Origin of the sequence: Streptomyces sp. NPDC102283 (assembly GCF_044766265.1) — a bacterium.
Taxonomy (GTDB): Bacteria; Actinomycetota; Actinomycetes; order Streptomycetales; family Streptomycetaceae; genus Streptomyces.
Genome location: NZ_JBIWLQ010000001.1, coordinates 674,832 through 692,761 on the forward strand (window position 1 = coordinate 674,832; position 17,930 = coordinate 692,761).

At 72.3% G+C, this 17,930-nt stretch carries 18 protein-coding genes; 11 read left to right on the forward strand and 7 right to left on the reverse strand.

Features of this window, described 5'->3' with window-relative positions; all coding sequences use genetic code 11:
- Window positions 1–21 precede the first annotated feature (21 nt).
- Both ACIRJT_RS03315 and ACIRJT_RS03320 read left to right on the forward strand, forming a co-directional pair.
- A complete protein-coding gene (locus ACIRJT_RS03315; protein WP_403903775.1) occupies window positions 22–510 on the forward strand; it encodes a DUF3618 domain-containing protein in 489 nt (162 codons plus the stop codon).
- Window positions 507–773, forward strand: coding sequence for a DUF4235 domain-containing protein (locus tag ACIRJT_RS03320; RefSeq protein ID WP_403903778.1), 267 nt, complete (start codon window positions 507–509; stop codon window positions 771–773). The genes ACIRJT_RS03315 and ACIRJT_RS03320 overlap by 4 nt, the downstream gene beginning before the upstream one ends.
- 30 nt (window positions 774–803) lie before the next feature.
- Here ACIRJT_RS03320 and ACIRJT_RS03325 read toward each other — a convergent pair whose 3' ends face one another.
- Window positions 804–1,334, reverse strand: coding sequence for a MarR family winged helix-turn-helix transcriptional regulator (locus tag ACIRJT_RS03325; protein WP_403903781.1), 531 nt, complete (start codon window positions 1,332–1,334; stop codon window positions 804–806).
- Window positions 1,335–1,505: 171 nt separating this feature from the next.
- Here ACIRJT_RS03325 and ilvA point away from each other — a divergent pair, with 171 nt between their 5' ends.
- From ilvA to ACIRJT_RS03345, 4 genes are all read left to right on the forward strand, one after another.
- Complete coding sequence (ilvA, locus tag ACIRJT_RS03330; protein ID WP_403903784.1) at window positions 1,506–2,735, forward strand: threonine ammonia-lyase; 1,230 nt, start codon at window positions 1,506–1,508, stop codon at window positions 2,733–2,735.
- 142 nt (window positions 2,736–2,877) lie between these two features.
- The gene (locus ACIRJT_RS03335; RefSeq protein WP_403903787.1) at window positions 2,878–3,900 is read left to right on the forward strand and encodes an ATP-binding cassette domain-containing protein; all 1,023 of its coding nucleotides are present in this window, start codon (window positions 2,878–2,880) and stop codon (window positions 3,898–3,900) included.
- Window positions 3,897–4,763 (forward strand): ABC transporter permease, encoded by an 867-nt coding sequence (locus ACIRJT_RS03340; RefSeq protein WP_403903790.1) that lies wholly within the window; start codon window positions 3,897–3,899, stop codon window positions 4,761–4,763. The genes ACIRJT_RS03335 and ACIRJT_RS03340 overlap by 4 nt, the downstream gene beginning before the upstream one ends.
- Window positions 4,764–4,800: 37 nt before the next feature.
- Window positions 4,801–5,616 (forward strand): DUF899 family protein, encoded by an 816-nt coding sequence (locus ACIRJT_RS03345; protein ID WP_403903792.1) that lies wholly within the window; start codon window positions 4,801–4,803, stop codon window positions 5,614–5,616.
- 193 nt (window positions 5,617–5,809) lie between these two features.
- On the opposite strand, the gene greA is transcribed toward ACIRJT_RS03345, so the two are convergent.
- Both greA and ACIRJT_RS03355 read right to left on the reverse strand, forming a co-directional pair.
- Window positions 5,810–6,307 (reverse strand): transcription elongation factor GreA, encoded by a 498-nt coding sequence (gene greA, locus ACIRJT_RS03350; RefSeq protein WP_403903794.1) that lies wholly within the window; start codon window positions 6,305–6,307, stop codon window positions 5,810–5,812.
- Between the two features lie 194 nt (window positions 6,308–6,501).
- Complete coding sequence (locus ACIRJT_RS03355; protein WP_371625568.1) at window positions 6,502–6,918, reverse strand: DUF4307 domain-containing protein; 417 nt, start codon at window positions 6,916–6,918, stop codon at window positions 6,502–6,504.
- A 227-nt stretch (window positions 6,919–7,145) separates the two neighbouring features.
- On the opposite strand from ACIRJT_RS03355, the gene mca reads away from it, so the two are divergent.
- On the forward strand, window positions 7,146–8,027 hold the full coding sequence (gene mca, locus ACIRJT_RS03360; RefSeq protein ID WP_403903798.1) for a mycothiol conjugate amidase Mca: 882 nt from the start codon (window positions 7,146–7,148) through the stop codon (window positions 8,025–8,027).
- A gap of 1 nt (window position 8,028) precedes the next feature.
- On the forward strand, window positions 8,029–8,268 hold the full coding sequence (locus ACIRJT_RS03365; RefSeq protein ID WP_050360173.1) for a hypothetical protein: 240 nt from the start codon (window positions 8,029–8,031) through the stop codon (window positions 8,266–8,268).
- Window positions 8,269–8,548: 280 nt separating this feature from the next.
- On the opposite strand, the gene ACIRJT_RS03370 is transcribed toward ACIRJT_RS03365, so the two are convergent.
- Together ACIRJT_RS03370 and ACIRJT_RS03375 are read right to left on the reverse strand one after the other, a co-directional pair.
- Window positions 8,549–11,770, reverse strand: coding sequence for a tetratricopeptide repeat protein (locus tag ACIRJT_RS03370; protein ID WP_403903800.1), 3,222 nt, complete (start codon window positions 11,768–11,770; stop codon window positions 8,549–8,551).
- A 168-nt stretch (window positions 11,771–11,938) separates the two neighbouring features.
- Window positions 11,939–13,129, reverse strand: coding sequence for a DUF4190 domain-containing protein (locus ACIRJT_RS03375; protein ID WP_403903803.1), 1,191 nt, complete (start codon window positions 13,127–13,129; stop codon window positions 11,939–11,941).
- A 178-nt stretch (window positions 13,130–13,307) separates the two neighbouring features.
- Here ACIRJT_RS03375 and ACIRJT_RS03380 point away from each other — a divergent pair, with 178 nt between their 5' ends.
- Both ACIRJT_RS03380 and ACIRJT_RS03385 read left to right on the forward strand, forming a co-directional pair.
- On the forward strand, window positions 13,308–13,595 hold the full coding sequence (locus tag ACIRJT_RS03380) for a hypothetical protein (protein WP_403903805.1): 288 nt from the start codon (window positions 13,308–13,310) through the stop codon (window positions 13,593–13,595).
- Between the two features lie 139 nt (window positions 13,596–13,734).
- The gene (locus ACIRJT_RS03385; RefSeq protein WP_355883854.1) at window positions 13,735–14,136 is read left to right on the forward strand and encodes a DUF4357 domain-containing protein; all 402 of its coding nucleotides are present in this window, start codon (window positions 13,735–13,737) and stop codon (window positions 14,134–14,136) included.
- Window positions 14,137–14,338: 202 nt separating this feature from the next.
- Here ACIRJT_RS03385 and ACIRJT_RS03390 read toward each other — a convergent pair whose 3' ends face one another.
- Window positions 14,339–14,905: a Uma2 family endonuclease gene (locus ACIRJT_RS03390; protein ID WP_403903808.1), complete on the reverse strand. Its 567-nt coding sequence runs from the start codon at window positions 14,903–14,905 to the stop codon at window positions 14,339–14,341.
- Between the two features lie 181 nt (window positions 14,906–15,086).
- Here ACIRJT_RS03390 and ACIRJT_RS03395 point away from each other — a divergent pair, with 181 nt between their 5' ends.
- Window positions 15,087–17,108, forward strand: coding sequence for a thioredoxin domain-containing protein (locus ACIRJT_RS03395; protein WP_403903810.1), 2,022 nt, complete (start codon window positions 15,087–15,089; stop codon window positions 17,106–17,108).
- Between the two features lie 68 nt (window positions 17,109–17,176).
- Here the strand turns inward: ACIRJT_RS03395 and ACIRJT_RS03400 are convergent, their stop codons facing one another.
- The gene (locus ACIRJT_RS03400; protein ID WP_403903813.1) at window positions 17,177–17,869 is read right to left on the reverse strand and encodes a hemolysin III family protein; all 693 of its coding nucleotides are present in this window, start codon (window positions 17,867–17,869) and stop codon (window positions 17,177–17,179) included.
- Window positions 17,870–17,930 lie beyond the last annotated feature (61 nt).

Here is a 17,930-nt window from a genome sequence, read left to right on the forward strand (position 1 = left end):
CCCGAGGAAGAAGGCACACCTATGAACGACGCATCGCAGCACAACACGGGCACGCCCACCCCTGAGGAACTGCGCGAGCAGGTGGAGCGAACGCGCGACAAGCTCGGGCAGACCGTCGAGGCGCTCGCGGCGAAGGCCGACCTCAAGGGGCAGGCCGAGGACCTCAAGGGGCAGGCCAAGGACAAGGTCGCCTCGGCGAAGGAGCGGGCCGCCGGGAAGGCCGGGACGGCATCCGGCCGTGTGCGCCACCTGACGGAGCAGGCCGCGCAGCGGGTGAAGGAGAGGACACCCGACGCCGTGCTGGAAGAGACCGCGCGGGTCACCGCGCAGCTGCGGGAGCGTACGGTGCGCGCCGGCCAGTACGCGGCGGTGAAGACTCCCGATCCTCTGAGGGAGAGGGCGGAGCGGGCCGCCACGGCTGTCCGTGCCAACCGCGCCCCGCTCCTCGCGGGCAGCGCCCTGCTGGTCGCCTTCCTGCTGGTACGCCGTAGCCGCGGACGCAACCGATGAAGGCGTCCAAGACCGCCTACAAGCCGGTCGGCCTGGTCCTGGGTGCTGTCAGCGGGATGATCGCCGGCGCCGCCTTCAAGCGGACGTGGAAACTCATCGAGGGCAAGGGCGACGCGCCTGACGCTCTCGACGAGGGCCGCCCGTGGCGGCAGATCCTCCTCGCCGCCGCCGTACAGGGGGCGATCTTCTCCGTGGTCAAGGCCGCCGTCGAACGCTCGGGCGCCCAGGTGACCAGGCGGGTCACGGGCACCTGGCCGACGTGACCCCCGGGGCCGGCCGCCGCCCGCGCCCCGTCAGTCGGACTGCGGCGGCTGGTACGCGGCCTGCCGGGCGGCCAACGACCCGTTGAAACGGGTGAGCAGGGCGCAGAACGTGTCCCGCTCCTCCCGCGACCAGCCGTCCGTCACCTGGGACATCAGCTCGCGCCGCGAGGCCCGGACCTCTTCCAGCCGGGCCTGACCGCGCGGCGAGAGCTGGAGCACCACGGCCCGGCCGTCCTCCGGATGCGAAGTCCGTTTCACCAGACCGGTGTCGACGAGCGGCGCGACCTGCCGTGTCACCGTCGAGGAGTCGATGCCCATCCCGGCCGCCAGCGCCTTGACGCCCATCGGACCTTCCCGGTCCAGCCGGTTCAGCAGCAGGTACGCCGCCCGGTCCATCGAGTTGCGGACCTGGCCGACACCGCCGAGGCGGGTCTGCTCGGCACGGCGGGCGAAGACCGCCACCTGGTGCTGGAGGGAGTCCAGCAGGCGGTCGGGGCCCGGGTGTTCGGGGACGGCGCCCCCGGAAGGAGACGCAGCAGTCGTCATGTCCTGAGGGGGCATGGCCGGGGGCTCTCTTCGTGCGGTGTCGGATGGGTGGGGGACAGAGTACGCGGCCCCGGGGCAACGCGTACCAGTGCCGCACAAACCTGCGGACACCACCGCAGGCCCACCACCGCGGGCCGCCATGAGACGAGCCTGCCGCGCACGGCCGGAGCTGCGAGACTTGCGGACATGAGCTTCCGCGCGACCGCCCGCCACCCGGCCCTGATCCTCGACGACGTCCGGGGCGCGCAGAAGATGCTGTCCGGGGTGGCGCGGGTGACCGCACTGGAGGGCAGCCGCCATCTGACCGAGCTGGTCGGCGCCCCGGTCCACCTCAAGTGCGAGAACCTCCAGCGCACCGGCTCCTTCAAACTGCGCGGCGCCTACGTCAGGATCTCCGGCCTCACCCCGGTGGAACGGGCGGCCGGGGTGGTCGCCGCCAGTGCCGGTAACCACGCCCAGGGCGTCGCGCTGGCCTCGTCCCTGCTCGGCGTGCGCTCCACGGTCTTCATGCCCGTCGGGGCTCCGCTGCCCAAGGTCGCCGCGACCCGGGAGTACGGGGCCGAGGTGCGGCTGCACGGCCAGGTCGTCGACGAGACCCTCGCCGCCGCCCAGCGGTACGCGGAGGAGACCGGCGCGGTCTTCATCCACCCCTTCGACCATCCCGACATCATCGCGGGCCAGGGCACCGTCGGGCTGGAGATCCTGGAGCAGTGCCCCGAGGTCCGCACGATCGTCCTCGGCATCGGCGGCGGCGGCTTCGCCGCGGGCGTCGCCGTCGCGGTGAAGGCCCTGCGCCCCGACGTCCGCATCGTCGGCGTCCAGGCCGAGGGCGCCGCCTGCTACCCGCCCTCCCTGGCCGCCGGGCACCCCGTCTCGCTGGACTCCCCGGCCACGATGGCCGACGGCATCAAGGTGGGCCGGCCCGGCGACGTACCGTACCGGCTGATCGAGGAGTTGGTGGACGAGGTCCGCACGGTCACCGAGGACGAGCTGTCCAGCGCGCTGCTGCTCTGCCTGGAGCGGGCCAAGCTGGTCGTCGAGCCGGCCGGGGCCAGCCCGGTGGCGGCGCTGCTCAGCGACCCGAAGGCGTTCCGCGGGCCGGTGGTGGCCGTGCTGTCCGGCGGCAACGTCGACCCGCTCCTGATGCAGCGCATCCTGCGGCACGGGATGTCCGCCGCGGGCCGCTACCTGAGCCTGCGGCTGCGCCTCACCGACCGCCCGGGGGCGCTGGCCGCCCTCCTGGCCGCGCTGACCGTGGCCGACGCCAACGTCCTCGACATCAGCCATGTGCGCACCGACCCGCGCCTCGGCCTGACCGAGGCGGAGGTCGACCTGCACCTGGAGACGAAGGGGCCGCAGCACTGCGCTGAGGTCGAGGCGGCGCTGCGGGCGGCGGGCTTCCGGGTGATGGGCTGAGGAGTCCGCCCGGGTGGGCCCGTCGCGCGCAGGGCACCCGGGATGTGCCCGTTCACCGGGCGGCTTCGGCGCACCGATCCTAGGATCGGACCGGAAGGCCGCCACCGGCGACACGATCCGCGAGTGACGGGGGAGCCCCTCGATGCCAGGTGCGATCCATGCCGAAGGTCTGGTGAAGACCTTCGGCGACGTACGAGCCCTCGACGGCGTCGACCTCGACGTCCCCGAGGGCACGGTCCTCGGACTGCTCGGGCCCAACGGCGCGGGCAAGACCACCGCCGTACGGGTGCTGACCACGCTGCTGCGCCCGGACAGCGGCACGGCGTTCGTGGCCGGGATCGACGTGCTGAAGAAGCCCAACGAGGTACGCCGCTCGATCGGGCTCTCCGGCCAGTTCGCCGCGGTCGACGAGTATCTGACCGGCCGGGAGAACCTCCAGATGGTCGGGCAGCTCTACCAGTTGAGCGCCCGGGACGCGAAGGCCCGGGCGGGCGTCCTGCTGGACCGGTTCAACCTCGGCGACGCCGCCGACCGCACCGCGAAGACGTACTCCGGCGGTATGCGGCGGCGCCTCGACCTCGCGGCGGCGCTCGTCGTCTCGCCGCCCGTGATGTTCATGGACGAGCCGACGACCGGCCTCGACCCGCGCAACCGGCAGCAGCTCTGGGACGTGATCGAGGACCTGGTGGCGGGCGGCACGACCCTGCTGCTGACCACGCAGTATCTGGAAGAGGCCGACCGCCTCGCCCACGACATCTGCGTCATCGACCACGGCAAGGTCATCGCCCGCGGGACCTCCGACGAGCTCAAGGCCCGCACCGGCGGCGAGCGCGTCGAGGTCGTCGTGCACCGCCCGGACGAGATCGAGCCCGCCCGGTCCGTGCTGACCGCCCTCGGCAAGGGCGAGGTCTCCGTCGCCCGGCTCTCCCGCAAGCTGACCGTCCCCGTCAGCGGCGGGGCCAAGCTGCTGGCCGAGATCATCCGCGACCTGGACGCGCAGGGCGTGGAGATCGACGACATCGCCCTGCGCAGGCCCACCCTGGACGACGTCTTCCTCTCCCTCACCGGCCATGCGGCCGAGGTCCACGAGAACGGGGACGAGGAGGCCGACGGAGCGGAAGCGGAACGTTTCCGCGACTTCAGGGGCAAGGAGGACACCCAGTGAGCGCGATCGCCAAGGACGCCCCCTCGTTGGCTCCCCGCCCCGCCGGAGGCGTCACGCAGTCTGTGAAGGACTCTCTCGTCGTCGCCAAGCGGAATTTGATTCGCATGACCAGAATTCCCGAAATGATCCTTTTTGGGGTCATTCAACCGGTCATGTTCGTGGTCCTGTTCACGTACGTCTTCGGCGGCTCGATCGCCATTCCGGGGGCCGGCGTCAGCAAGGCGGCCTACACGGAGTTCCTGATGGCCGGCATCTTCGCGCAGACGGTCACGTTCGCCACGGCCGGCGCGGGCGCGGGCATCGCCGACGACATGCACAAGGGGCTCATCGACCGGTTCCGGTCGCTGCCGATGGCGCGTGGCGCCGTACTCACCGGTCGCACGCTCGCGGACCTGGTCCAGACGGCCATCACGCTGGCCGTGCTGGCGATCGTCGCCCTGATCGTCGGGTGGCGCACACACGAGAACATCGGCAAGGTGCTCGCGGGCTTCGCCCTGCTCCTGCTGCTCGGGTACGCCTTCACCTGGATCGGCGCCCTGATCGGGCTCTCGGTGCGCACCCCGGAGGCGGCGACCTCGGGCGGCCTGATCTGGCTGTTTCCGCTGACGTTCATCTCGAACGCCTTCGTGCCCGTCAACGGTATGCCGAAGTTCCTCCAGTACGTGGCCGAGTGGAACCCGTTCAGCGCCACGGTCCAGGCGGCGCGCGAGCTGTTCGGCAACACGATCGCCGGGGTGCCGAAGTCCGTGACGGGGGCCTGGCCGATGGAGCACCCCGTCTGGGCCTCGCTCATCTGGTCCGTGCTGATCATCGTGGTCTTCCGCACGCTCGCCGTCCGCAAGTACCGCTCGGCCTCCGCCTGAAGCCGGGCACGCGACACGCGACACCACGGAGGACACCATGACCACCGCACCGGACGACCCGGCCGCCGAGCTGCCCGGCGCCCCGCCCGTCGTCGACCGTGACACCTGGCAGGCCGCCCGGGACGAGCTCCTGCTCCGCGAGAAGGCCCACACCCGCCAGGGCGACGCGCTCGCCGCGGCCCGCCGCCGACTGCCGATGGTGGAGGTCGACGGGACGGTCGAGGTCGTCGGGGCCGAGGGCCCGGTCCCGTTCCTGGACCTCTTCCGGGGCCGCCGGGAGCTCGTCGTCTACCAGCACATGTGGTACGACGGCGCACCGCACCAGGGCCAGTGCGAGGGCTGCACCGACGCGGTCTGGCACATGAGGGACGCCGTCTACCTCAACGCCCGGGGCGTCTCGTACGCCGTCCTGACCACGGGGTCCTGGGACGAGGTGGCCGCCTACACCGCGTTCATGGGCTACACCCAGCCCTGGTACTCGGTGCGGGGCCTGGAGGCACCGATCGGCGGCGAGATGGGACACCTCGCCTGCTTCCTGCGCGACGGCGGGCGCGTGTTCCTCACCTACTCCACGACCGGCCGCGGAATCGAGTCGGCCAACGGCTCCTTCGGTCTGCTCGACCTGACGCCCTTCGGCCGCGGCGAGGCCTGGGAGGACCGGCCCGAGGGCCGGCCGGCGATCGGCAGCGTCCGCGCGGGATACCCGGGTGAGGGAGGCCAGGCCTGCTGGTACTGGCGCACCGACGCGGACGGGACCGCGAGCTGGGGCCCGGCCAGCCGCCCCACCCCGCAGTGGACCCGCCCCGGCGCGACACCCGAGAAGACCCTCGGCCGCACCGGCGACTGCTCCTGACCCGGCCCGCGGGAACGGCCCGGGCGCGCGGGCGGCGACGCACGGGAGCCCCCGGGCGTACGGCGCACACGCGACGCACCGGGGGTTCCGGGCGTACGGCGCACACGGCGTACGCGAACGCACACGACGCACGGGAGCCCCGGCCGCTCATGGCCGGGGCTCCCGTGCGTCGTACCGTCGTGATGCGGCCGTATCAGCCTGCGTAGGGCTTCGCCGCCAGGATCTTCACCGAGGCCGTCTTGCCGTTCGGCAGCTCGTAGTCCGCGTCCTCGCCCGTCCGCTTGCCGTTCACACCGAGGCCGAGCGGGGACTGCGGGGAGTACGTCTCGATCTCCGTGCTGGCGTATTCGCGGGAGGCGAGCAGGAAGGTCAGCGTGTCGCTCTCATCGCCGTCGAAGGCGATCGTGACGACCATGCCGGGCTCGACCACGCCGTCGTCGGCCGGCGCCTCGCCGACCTTCGCGTGCTCCAGGAGCTGGGTCAGCTGGCGCACCCGCAGCTCCATCTTGCCCTGCTCCTCCTTGGCCGCGTGGTACCCGCCGTTCTCCCGGAGGTCACCCTCTTCACGGGCCGCCGCGATCTTGACGGCGATCTCCGTGCGCGCGGGACCAGTGAGGCGTGCCAGCTCCGCCTTGAGCTGGTTGTGCGCCTCCTGCGTGAGCCAGGTGACGTTTTCGCTGGTCTGGGTCACAGGTGCTCCTCGTCGGTGCTGGGAAGTGCTGGGAATACAAAGCATCGCCCTACCCAGAAGCATGTGCCTCTGCGGGTGGGCGAAACCACGAGCCTAACAATTCCGCAGGAAAAGGGGGAGAAGGTAAACCGTCACACCCCTCACCCGGTCGATGCGATCCGTATCGTCGCAGGTCACAGGGGGTGCGGCAGGGATCAGCCCTGCGGGCCGTCGTCGGCGGTGCAGCCCATCGGCTCGACCGCGGTCGCCCTGGACCGGGTCACCACGGTCACGACCTCGTCGATCCGGTCCTCGGCCCGGTCGAAACGGACCTCCTTGCGGCCCACCTCGGAGCCGTCCTCGCTGAGCGCCCGCACCAGGCAGTAGCCGTGGCCCTCGCGGTCCTTGCGGACCTCCAGGTGGACATCGGCCCGCGTGTCGGAGACGACCTTGAACTTGATCATCTCGGCGCTGATGCCCTGGCCGCCCACGTAGTCGAAGCCGATCCACCCGATCACGCCGAGCAGGGCGACGCCCAGGACCGATCCGACGATCTTCAGCTTGCGGTCCGCACGCTGATCCTCGGTCCGGCCGTAGCGCCCCTCGGGCAGGGCCTCGCGAACCGTCGTCATGATCGTTCCCTCCGGACCGGGCATCGAGGAATTTTCCGGCCCCTCGTTCAGTCACTATAGAAGCCGCCCGCCCGTCACCCGACCGCGCCCCACACCGATGCCGCGCGGGCGCGGCGCCTCTTGAGACAGAGACCCGGACCGACGACCCGGACCGACTTCGACAGCGACCCGGATCGACCTGACCGACCCATGGTCGACCAGAGCGACCCATGACTGAGGATCGAGCTTTGACTGAGCAGCTGCGGCTGATGGCCGTTCACGCCCACCCCGACGACGAGTCGAGCAAGGGCGCGGCCACCATGGCCAAGTACGTGTCCGAGGGGGTGGACGTGCTGGTCGTGACCTGCACGGGAGGCGAGCGCGGCTCTATCCTCAACCCGAAGCTCCAGGGCGACGCGTACATCGAGAAGAACATCCACGAGGTGCGCAAGAAGGAGATGGACGAGGCCCGGGAGATCCTGGGCGTCCAGCAGGAGTGGCTCGGCTTCGTCGACTCGGGGCTGCCCGAGGGCGACCCGCTGCCGCCGCTGCCCGAGGGCTGCTTCGCCCTGGAGGACCCCGAGGTCGCCGCGGGGCGCCTGGTGGCGAAGATCCGCGCGTTCCGGCCGCAGGTCATCACCACGTACGACGAGAACGGCGGCTACCCGCACCCCGACCACATCATGACGCACACGATCTCGATGATCGCGTTCGACGGCGCGGCCGACGCGGAGCGGTTCCCGCAGGACGAGTTCGGCCCCGTCTGGGAGCCGAAGAAGCTCTACTACAACCAGGGCTTCAACCGGCCGCGCACCGTCGCCCTGCACGAGGCGCTCCTCGCCCGGGGCCTGGAGTCCCCGTACGGCGAGTGGCTGGAGCGCTGGGAGGAGTTCGAGCGCGTGGAACGCACGCTGACCACGCACGTTCCCTGCGACGAGTTCTACGAGATCCGCGACAAGGCGCTCATCGCACACGCCACGCAGATCGACCCCGAGGGCGGCTGGTTCCGGGTTCCGATGGACATCCAGCGCGAGGTGTGGCCCACCGAGGAGTACGAGCTGGCGAAGTCTCTGGTCGATACCTCCCTCCCCGAGAGCGACCTCTTCGCGGGCATCCGCGACAATGCCTGATATGTACGCGACCCAGGCACTGACGCACCTCGTCCCGCTCGCCGCCGAAGAGCTCGACAAGAACAAGGTCACCCCCGGCGTCCTCGGCTTCCTCGTCTTCGCGGCGCTCGCCGTCGGCGTGTGGGCCCTGATGAAGTCGATGAACCGCCACATGGGCCGGGTGAACTTCGAGGAAGCCCCCGACCCGGACGCGGTGGCGGCCGAGCCCGTCGCCGACGGGGCGGCCGCACCCCGGAAGTAACCCGCGCCGAGCCGCGCGTACGGGAAGGGCGTCCGGCCCCGGTGCCGGACGCCCGTCAGCCCGTGACCGAACGGGCGACGGTCTCCGAGGCCCGTTCGCGCATGCCGGCGCGGCGACGCCCGTTCGCGCGCGCCCCGCGCGGTCACGCCTCGTTCGCGTACGCCCGCCCCGGCCAACGCGCGCCCCGTTCGCGTACGCCCGGTCATGCCCGCCCGGTCATGCCCGCCCGGTCACGCCCGCCCGGTCACGTCCGCGTCGTGACGGGCTGACGGGCGTGTCGTCACGGCCGGGCCGGCTCCGCCGCGACGCCCATGATCTGGCCGGCGGCGCGGGTCGGGGTGAGCCCGAGCCGCCACGCCTGCCAGCCGTCCTCCAGGTCCACGCCCCGCTCCAGGGCCACCGCGAACGCCGCCGCCGACTGCTCCAGCTTGCCGTCCCGCGCCGTGTGGCGGGCCTCCATCAGCTCGGCCAGCTCCTGCTGCGCCACCACCGTGCCCACCTCGCTGCCCCCGGGCGAGGCGTACGGCAGCAGCGTGCAGCGCAGGAACCGGGCCCAGTCGCCGCCCCGCGCGTCCCCGTACGAGGCGAACAGCTCCGCCGCCTCACCGCACAGCTCCAGCGCCAGCGGCGCCCGCCCGTTGCCCGCGTCGATCAGTGCCAGCTCCACGCACGCCCACGCCTCCCCGTACGGCACCTTGATCCGCCGGAAGTCGGCCCGCGCGTCCATCAGCAACTGCCGGGCGAACCCGGAATTGCGCAGGTTGCCCGTCTGCGCGGCCCGCTGGTCCCGGGTCACCCGGCCCGAATGGTGCCGGGCGCACGCCAGCCCGTACACGTCCCGCATCCGCGAGAACATCGTGCGGGACCGCTCCAGCTCACGCACCGCCTGATCGGTGTCCCCGTCCTCCTCCAGGGCCTGGCCCAGATAGAACAGGGTCCACGCCTCGCCGCGCGCGTCCTCGTTGTCCCGGTGCCGGGCCAGGGCGTCCCGCAACTGCTCCAGCGCGGCCGCCGGATCGCCGTCCACCAGCCGGGCCCGGGCAAGCTGGGTGATCGCCCACGCCTCGCCGCGTCCGTCGCGGGTGCGCCCGTACAGCTCCAGGGCCGTGCTCAGCGCCTCCTCGGCCGGGGCGACCTCGCCCGTCCGCAGCCGCACCTGCCCCAGCTGGAACTGCGTCCAGGCCTCACCGTGCAGCGACTCGCCCTCCCGGTGCAGTCGCAGCGCGTCGTCCAGCAGCGACAACGCCTTCGCCAGATCGCCCCGGTCGCGCTCCACGGCCGCCAGGGCGTGCAGGCTCCAGGCCCGGTCCTCGGCCTGCGCCTCGGACGACTGGAGCGCCAGCGCCTCGCCGAGCCGGGCCGCCGCCTCCGTCAGATTGCCCTGGTGGTGCAGGGTGATGCCGAGCGAGCACAGCGCCAGCGCCTCGCCCGCGTCGTTCTGCGCCTCGTGGTAGAGCCCGACGACGGAGGACAGCGTGGTGCGGGCCTTGTCCAGCTCGCCGAGCTGCCGGGCCGCGATACCCGTACGCCACTGCACCGAGCGCTCCAACAGGCCCTGGTCCACGGCCTGCGTCAGCTCGCTGATCTCGCCCAGGCGGTACAGGTCGCCGCGCAGCAGGCAGTAGTCGCACAGGGCGCCCAGCAGATGCAGCACCGTGCCCTGGTCGACGCCCTCCGCGTGCCGCAGCGCCGCCGTGATGAAGCTCGACTCGTCGTCCAGCCAGCGCAGCGCCGAGTCCAGCGAACCGAAGCCGTGCGAGCCGAACTGCCCGGCCCGCGTCGACATCTTCCCGTCGACCATCCGGATCACCGCGTCGGCCAGCTCCGCGTAGTTCGTCAGCAGCCGCTCCTGGGCCGCCGTCCGCTCGGCCGGCTCCTCCTCGTCCAGCAGCCGGGCCAGCGCGAAGGCCCGCACCAGGTCGTGCAGCCGGTAGCGCGACCCCCGTACGCGGGTGAGCAGCCCGGCCCGTGCCAGCACGGTCAGCAGCCGCTCCGCCTCCTGCTCGTCCGCCGCGAGGAGTGAGGCCGCCGCTGCCGCACCCAGGCTCGCCCGGCCCGCCAGCGCGAGCCGCCGCAGCAGCCGCCGGGCCTGCTCGCCCTGATCGGTGTAGCGCAGCCACAGGGCCCGCTCCACCGGGTCCACGGGCCCGTACGCCCCCAGGTCCTCCGCCAGCGTGTGCCGACTGCGCGCCCCCAGCGCGGAACCCGCCACCCGCAGCGCCAGCGGCAGCCCGCCGCACAGCTCCACGACGGCGTCCGTGGACGGGTAGTCGTAGGGCCCGGCCTCCTCTTCCTCGGCGACCTCGCGCAGCAGCTCCTCCGCGCCCGCCGCGTCCAGCGGGCCGACCGGCAGATGGTGCACCCAGGCCGGGAGGTCCTCGGGCAGCTCCAACGGCTCCCGGGCGGTGACGATCACCAGACTGTCCGAGCGCTCCGGAACCAGGGTGCGGACCTGCCCGGCGTCCGTCGCGTCGTCGAGCACGATCGTGACCGGCGTCCCCGTGAGGTGCTGGTGGTACAGCTCGCCGAGCCGCCGCACCTGCTGCCCGGCCGAAGCGCCTTCCCGGAACAGCAACTGTTCGCGCGGCGCGCCCAGCCGGTTCAACAGGTGCAGCAACGCGTCCCGGGTCGGCAGCGGGCTCTCCCCGGCGACCTGGCCGCGCAGATCGACCACGCACGCACCACGGAACTGGTCCTTGAGTGCGTGGGCGGCCCGCACCGCGAGCGCCGTACGCCCCGCCCCCGGCTCACCGTGCAGCACGACGACCGTCGGCCGGGTCCGCGTGGAGGCGCGGGCCGCGTGCACCCACTGGGCGATCTGCGCCAGCTCGGCCCGCCGCCCGGTGAACGGCCCCTCCGACTTCGGGAGATGCCCGAAGGACTGCTCCAGCACCACCCGGGTGCGGGCCGCCGCGCTGCGGTCCCCGCCGCGCAACTGGCGCCCCACCGGGGCGGTCTGCTTCTTCGGGGCGCGCGCGGCGGGCGTCAGCATGCGCTGCTGGTCCAGATACGGACGGATGCCCCGTACCTCCAGGGCGGTCAGCCACTGGAGCCGCAACTGCTCCGCCCCGCCGGGCTGCCCGGCCGCCCCGGCGCGGCGGTGTGCGGCGGGCCAGTGCGAGGCGGTCGCCTTCGCCACGGTCGTCGCCGTGCCGGCCACCGCGACGACCGCGCCCGCGCCGAGGGCCAGGCCGGTGTTCGCGCCGAGCGCGAGATCCGCGCCGAACGCGGCGGCCGCGGCAACTCCCGTAACCAGCATGGGCGTTCCGAGCGTCGCTCTGCTGAACCGCTCCGAGAGCGGCCGCTCCGACGCCGCGACCGAGTCCAGTGCCTGCGTGTACGCGGCGTACTCCTCGCCCGCGCTGGCGGCCATGGTGTCGAGCGCGGCCCGCGCCCGCGACATCAGCGCACCGGCATCGGTCCGTCCGCCGGTGCGCCGCGTCTCCTCCTCCACGGCGCGCACCAACAGCCTCTCGGCTTCCGCCCGATGGCTGTCCCGCATATGTGTCCCCCTCCGAATGCCGCGCTCCGGACCTCGGGCTCCGGAACGTCGGATACCAAGCGTCAGATACCAAGCGTCGGGGTCAAGTGTCCTGCGTGGCGCGCTCCGGCGCGAGGGGCGCCGGGCAAGGGGAGGGTCAAGGTGTGGGCGGACACCTGGGCGGACACCTCACCCCTGCTGCTCCCCGCCGTCCTCCTCCTCGTCCTCCACCGGCAGCCCCAGGACGAGTCGGGCCTCCCACTCCTCGCCGGACGCGTCCTCGTCGCCGTCGACGGCCCAGCGCTGGTCGAACTCCGCCCGGGTGGCGGCCCTCGACGCGGACCGGTGGATGCCGGACAGGGCGTCGAGCCGGTTCGCGAGCGCGATGACCGGGCCGCGTGCCCGCGCCGGGAGGCCGTCGACCGCGCGCAGCAGCTTCGCCGACTCGGCCCCGCCTTCCGCCATCCGCTCGGCCCACGCGGTGGCCGCGGCCAGATCGGTGTCCACCTGCTCGGGAACACTCGACCAGGCCTCGTCCGAGGGCCGCATCGCCTTCAGATAGGCCAGTTGACCGGCGTCCCAGGTGCCGGGGTCCTGCCGCAGCGAAGCCTCCGGCAGACCGGCCTCCGCACCCAGCCAGCACCGCACGGTCCGGTCCCCGCCGGTCCCGCTGACCGACTCCGGGTAGTAGAAGGAGAACTCGACGGCCGGCAGGGTCCAGGTGTCCGGTGCGAAGTCGTGGAGCAGAGGCGCGCAGCCCTCGAAGGCCTGCGCGACGATGGCGGCGGGGTCGGAGATGGCGTGGTCGCCCTTCAGCCGGAACGTTCCGTACACCTGGGCCGGATGAGGCCCGTCGCAGGGCACGATCTCGACGGACGGGTCCGTCATCCGCAGGTCCTCGCCCTCCTGTGCGGAGAACAGCCCGCCCGCCGGCGCGAAGCAGTCCCCGGCCTTCAGGTCGAACAGCGTTCCCGCCTTCGGCTCCCGGGGGCCGAAGAGGCTCTCGCCCTCCTCCGTCCACACGGTGAACCGCGCCCCACCGATCACCAGCAGCAGGGCGGTCAGCACGACCAACACCCCGCCCACGCCCGTCCCGGCAATCGCGAGCCCCTTGCCGCGCCGGCCGGTGCGGGGGATCCGCACCAGCGCGACGATGCCGAGGACCAGTCCCAGCGGCGCGAGGCAGACGAGCGACGACAGCACGAGCGAGCCGACGGCGAGGCCGCTGAGCGGAGGCCGCGGGGCCCCGGCGCCCCCGGGGCCGTACGGGCCTGCCGGAGGAGCGGGAGCAGGAGGCCCGGAGGGCGGAGAGGACGGCGCGGAGGGCCCGGAAGGTCCGGAGGGTCCGGAGGGCAGCGAGGAAGGCGGCGGCACGGTCATGGTCCTGTGCCCTTTCGTCTGGTGAGCGCAGCGCAGGAGTCCGTGTGGGGCCGGGGTGCCGGAACGGTAGCACCGCACACCTGCGCGCCTGCGCCCGCCCACCCCTCCCACCTGCCCGTTCACGCCCCCGCCCGTGGCGCGCGGGTGTGGCGAAGGACGGTGCGCGAGCCTCTGCTTCGTGATCAGCCCTCCCGACACCGTCGACTCCCGTTACTTGGCGGCGTTCCTGCGCAGCCCCGAAGCTCGGGAGTGGCTCGACACGCATTCGACGGGGAGCTTGGCGCTGCGGACCATCTCGCTCGGTGTGCTCGGGGCGCTCCCCGTCGCCCTTCCCGATCTCGACACCCAGCGGTCCATCGGCGAAGCCATGGCGAGCTTCGACGCCCATGAGCGGCGGCTGCTGGACCAGTTGGCAACGACGCGGGACATCCGCAGCAGGGCGCTGAACAGCTTCCTGGTGAGGTAGGGCGCCCGGACCGCGTCCAGCACCTCCAAAACTTCTCCTTAGGTGCTCATAATCGAAGTTGAATCAAGTCGCTTGTACTGCTTAACGTCGAAGCGAAAGCAAGGCGTCCCGCTAGAGGAGGCCGCCTACGTCAGTGCACATGGCCACGCTGAGTATCCACTTCGACCCCGCCGTCATCGCCCGACTCGTGAGCGCGAGCGGTGACGACACCATTCACGTCACCTTGTCTCTCGGTGAAGGAGCTGCCTCTGCGCAGGCCGCTCCGGTGATTCCCCAGGGACCCTTGGCCGGGCTGATGCGCGCCGGCCTGCTCGAACCGGGGACGGTGCTCACGTTCCGTCAGCGTCGCGCCAACAGGTTGGGCCGTGCCGTCGTCACTGCCGAAGGTCAGCTCGTCGTCGACGGGCACTCCTCCCCCTTTCCCTCGCCGTCGAAGGCCGCGGAGGCCGTGACCGGCAACGTCATCAACGGCTGGACCCTGTGGCGGACGCCCGAAGGTTCCACGCTGGATCAGCTGCGACAGGAGCTGGATGCCGAGTGACCGAGAGGCACCCGGGCAAGCTTTCCGCCCGGAGCGCCTCCGGTTGTCGGCGCCGTCTACCGGCCTGCCCCGGACTTCACGGCTCCCGCCGGCTGTGTGTCGGCAGCGTGCTCGATGCCTCTGAACCCGCTCCCGAGATAGCCGCCGATCACGATGCGTCGTTTCGTCGGTTCTCCCGCTGCATGCCGTGAGCAGAGTGACGTCACATGACCCCGAGATCGACCGTGACGGAGAAAGGCGCGGTGGCCTTCACCGTACCGGTGAACATCTCGCCGTCCCTGTAAGCCTTGGTGGCAGGGTCGAGGACGTAGGTGTAGATGATCGGGACGCCGGTGGCAGCCTGCTCGATCCGCCAGTAGAAGGGGATGCCGGCCTTGGCGTACTGGTCGACCTTCACGATCCGGTCCGTGGTCTCCGAACCGGGCGATACGACCTCGACGACCAGGAGGACGTGCTCGGGGCGGGTGGGTGTGAGGTCGATGGTCTCCGCCCGGTAGACGATGACGTCCGGGCGGCGGTTGGTCAGGGGAACGTCCTGGAGGCGGACGTCGAAGTCGGTGTCGGCGTTCCAGTCCGGGCCGGCGGCGGTGTCCAGGGCATTGGCCAGGATCCGGGCCAGCCGGTTGTGCCGCTTGGAGGCGCTCGGGCTCACGACGACCATTCCGTCCACGATCTCGATGCCCGCACACTGCTCCTCGGACCAGGATTCGTACTGCTCCGCGCTGATCTGGGTATGCATCCACGCGGGAGCCACCATCTCGGCGGTCATGGGGTGCCTCCTTCGAGGTGCTTCCACAGTTCCAGCGCTGCTGAGCTCAGCCTACTGTCCTGTGAGGCGGGGGCGCCCGACTTCGGAAGGGTGCGGGGTCACCGCTCCCGCCACCTGCCCGTTCACGCCCCCGCCCGTGGCGCGCGGGTGTCGCGGAGGACGGTGCGCGAGGATTGGGGCCATGGCCAACCGACTTGCGCAGACGACCTCCCCGTACCTCCTCCAGCACGCCGACAATCCCGTCGACTGGTGGCCCTGGTCGCCCGAGGCGTTCGAGGAGGCGCGGAAGCGGGATGTGCCCGTGCTGCTCAGCGTCGGGTACGCCAGCTGCCACTGGTGCCATGTGATGGCCCACGAGTCGTTCGAGGACGAGACCGTCGCCGCCTACCTCAACGCGCACTTCGTGCCCGTGAAGGTCGACCGGGAGGAGCGGCCCGACGTCGACGCCGTCTACATGGAGGCCGTCCAGGCGGCGACCGGGCACGGCGGGTGGCCGATGACCGTCTTCCTCACGCCGGACGCCGAACCCTTCTACTTCGGGACCTACTTCCCGCCCGAGGCACGGCACGGCTCGCCCTCCTTCCAACAGGTGCTGGAAGGCGTGGTGGCCGCCTGGACCGACCGGCGCGAGGAGGTCGCCGAGGTCGCCGGGCGGATCGTCGCGGATCTGGCGGGGCGTTCGCTGGTGCACGGCGGTGACGGGGTGCCGGGGGAGCAGGAGACCGCGCAGGCGCTGCTCGGGCTGACCCGGGAGTACGACGAGCAGCACGGCGGGTTCGGGGGCGCGCCCAAGTTCCCGCCGTCCATGGCGGTGGAGTTCCTGCTGCGGCACTACGCCCGCACGGGGTCCGAGGGGGCGCTCCAGATGGCCGCCGACACCTGTTCGGCGATGGCCCGGGGCGGTATCTACGACCAGCTCGGCGGAGGCTTCGCGCGCTACTCCGTGGACCGGGAGTGGGTGGTGCCGCACTTCGAGAAGATGCTGTACGACAATGCGCTGCTGTGCCGGGTGTACGCCCATCTGTGGCGTACCACCGGGTCGGACGAGGCCCGGCGGATCGCCCTGGAGACCGCCGACTTCATGGTGCGGGAGCTGCGGACCGCCGAGGGCGGCTTCGCCTCCGCGCTTGACGCGGACAGCGAGGACGCCGACGGCAAGCACGTGGAGGGCGCCTTCTACGTGTGGACGCCCGGCCAACTGCGTGAGGTGCTGGGCGAGGACGACGCCGCCTTCGCCGCCGCGTACTTCGGGGTGACGGAGGAGGGGACGTTCGAGGAGGGGTCCTCCGTGCTCCGGCTGACGGAGGGCGCGGGGCCCGTGGACGCCGCCCGGGTCGCGGACGTACGGGCCCGGCTGCTGGCGGCGCGCGCGGAGCGGCCGCGTCCGGGGCGGGACGACAAGGTGGTCGCGGCCTGGAACGGGCTCGCCATCGCCGCGCTCGCCGAGACCGGCGCCTACTTCGACCGGCCCGACCTGGTGGAGCGGGCCACCGAGGCCGCCGATCTGCTGGTCCGGGTGCACCTGGGCGAGGTGGCCCGGCTGACCCGCACGTCCATGGACGGGCGCGCCGGTGGGAACGCCGGGGTGCTGGAGGACTACGGCGATGTCGCCGAGGGCTTCCTCGCGCTGGCGGCGGTGACCGGGGAGGGGGCCTGGCTGGAGTTCGCCGGGTTCCTGCTGGACATCGTGCTGGAGCAGTTCACCGGCGAGGGCGGGCAGCTGTACGACACCGCTCATGACGCCGAGCAGCTGATCCGCCGGCCCCAGGATCCGACGGACAGCGCCACCCCGTCCGGGTGGACCGCGGCGGCGGGTGCGCTGCTCTCGTACGCCGCGTACACCGGGTCGGAGGCGCACCGGACGGCCGCCGAAGGGGCGCTCGGCGTGGTGAAGGCGCTGGGGCCGCGCGTGCCCCGGTTCGTCGGCTGGGGCCTCGCGGTGGCCGAGGCGCTGCTGGACGGGCCCCGCGAGGTCGCCGTCGCCGGGCCGGTCGGCGGGGAGCTGCACCGTACGGCGCTGCTGGGGCGGGCCCCGGGCGCGGTGGTCGCCGTGGGGGAGGGGCCGGGGGCAGGGGCGGAGTTCCCGCTGCTGGTGGACCGGCCGCCGGTGGGCGGGGAGCCGACCGGGTACGTCTGCCGGCACTTCGTGTGCGACGCGCCGACGACGGACGCGGGTGAACTGGCGGCCAAGCTCGGCGGGTGAGGGCCCGCACAGGGGTGAGGGGCCGGTCGTCTCGTGCGGCCGGCCCCTCGTGCGTAACGCCTGGACGATCACCCGTGCTGGTAGGCCACCAGCGAGATGCCCACGTAGTGCGCGATGAAGGCCGCCAGCGTCAGCGAGTGGAAGACCTCGTGGAAGCCGAACCAGCGCGGCGACGGGTTCGGCTTCTTGATCCCGTAGATCACGCCGCCCGCGCTGTACAGCAGCCCGCCGACCACGACGAGGACCAGGACCGCGATGCCGCCGGTCCGCATGAAGTCGGGCAGGAAGAAGACCGCCGCCCAGCCCATCGCGATGTAGCACGGGGTGTAGAGCCAGCGCGGCGCGCCGACCCAGAACACCCGGAAGGCGATCCCCGCCGCCGCGGCCGCCCAGACGGCCCACAGCAGGGGCCGGGCGGTGGACTCGGGGAGCAGGAGCAGCGTCAGCGGCGTGTAGGTGCCCGCGATGATCAGGAAGATGTTCGCGTGGTCCAGGCGGCGGAGCACCGCCTCACCGCGCGGCCCCCACGTGCCGCGGTGGTAGACCGCGCTGACGCCGAACAGCAGACAGGCGCTGAGGATGTAGACGCCGCAGGCGATCCGGCCCATCGTGCTGTCGGTCAGGGCGATCAGGGTGATTCCGGCGATCAGCACCGCCGGGAACATTCCGGCGTGCAGCCAGCCGCGCATGCGCGGTTTGACGGGGACGGGGTCGAGTACGACGGGGCCCGGGGTCGCGGCGCTAGCGGCGGCGTCAGTCATATCCGCATGCTACCTACGCCACCGTAAGTAGAGGATTTGGGGCGCAAATGAGTGGCGATGC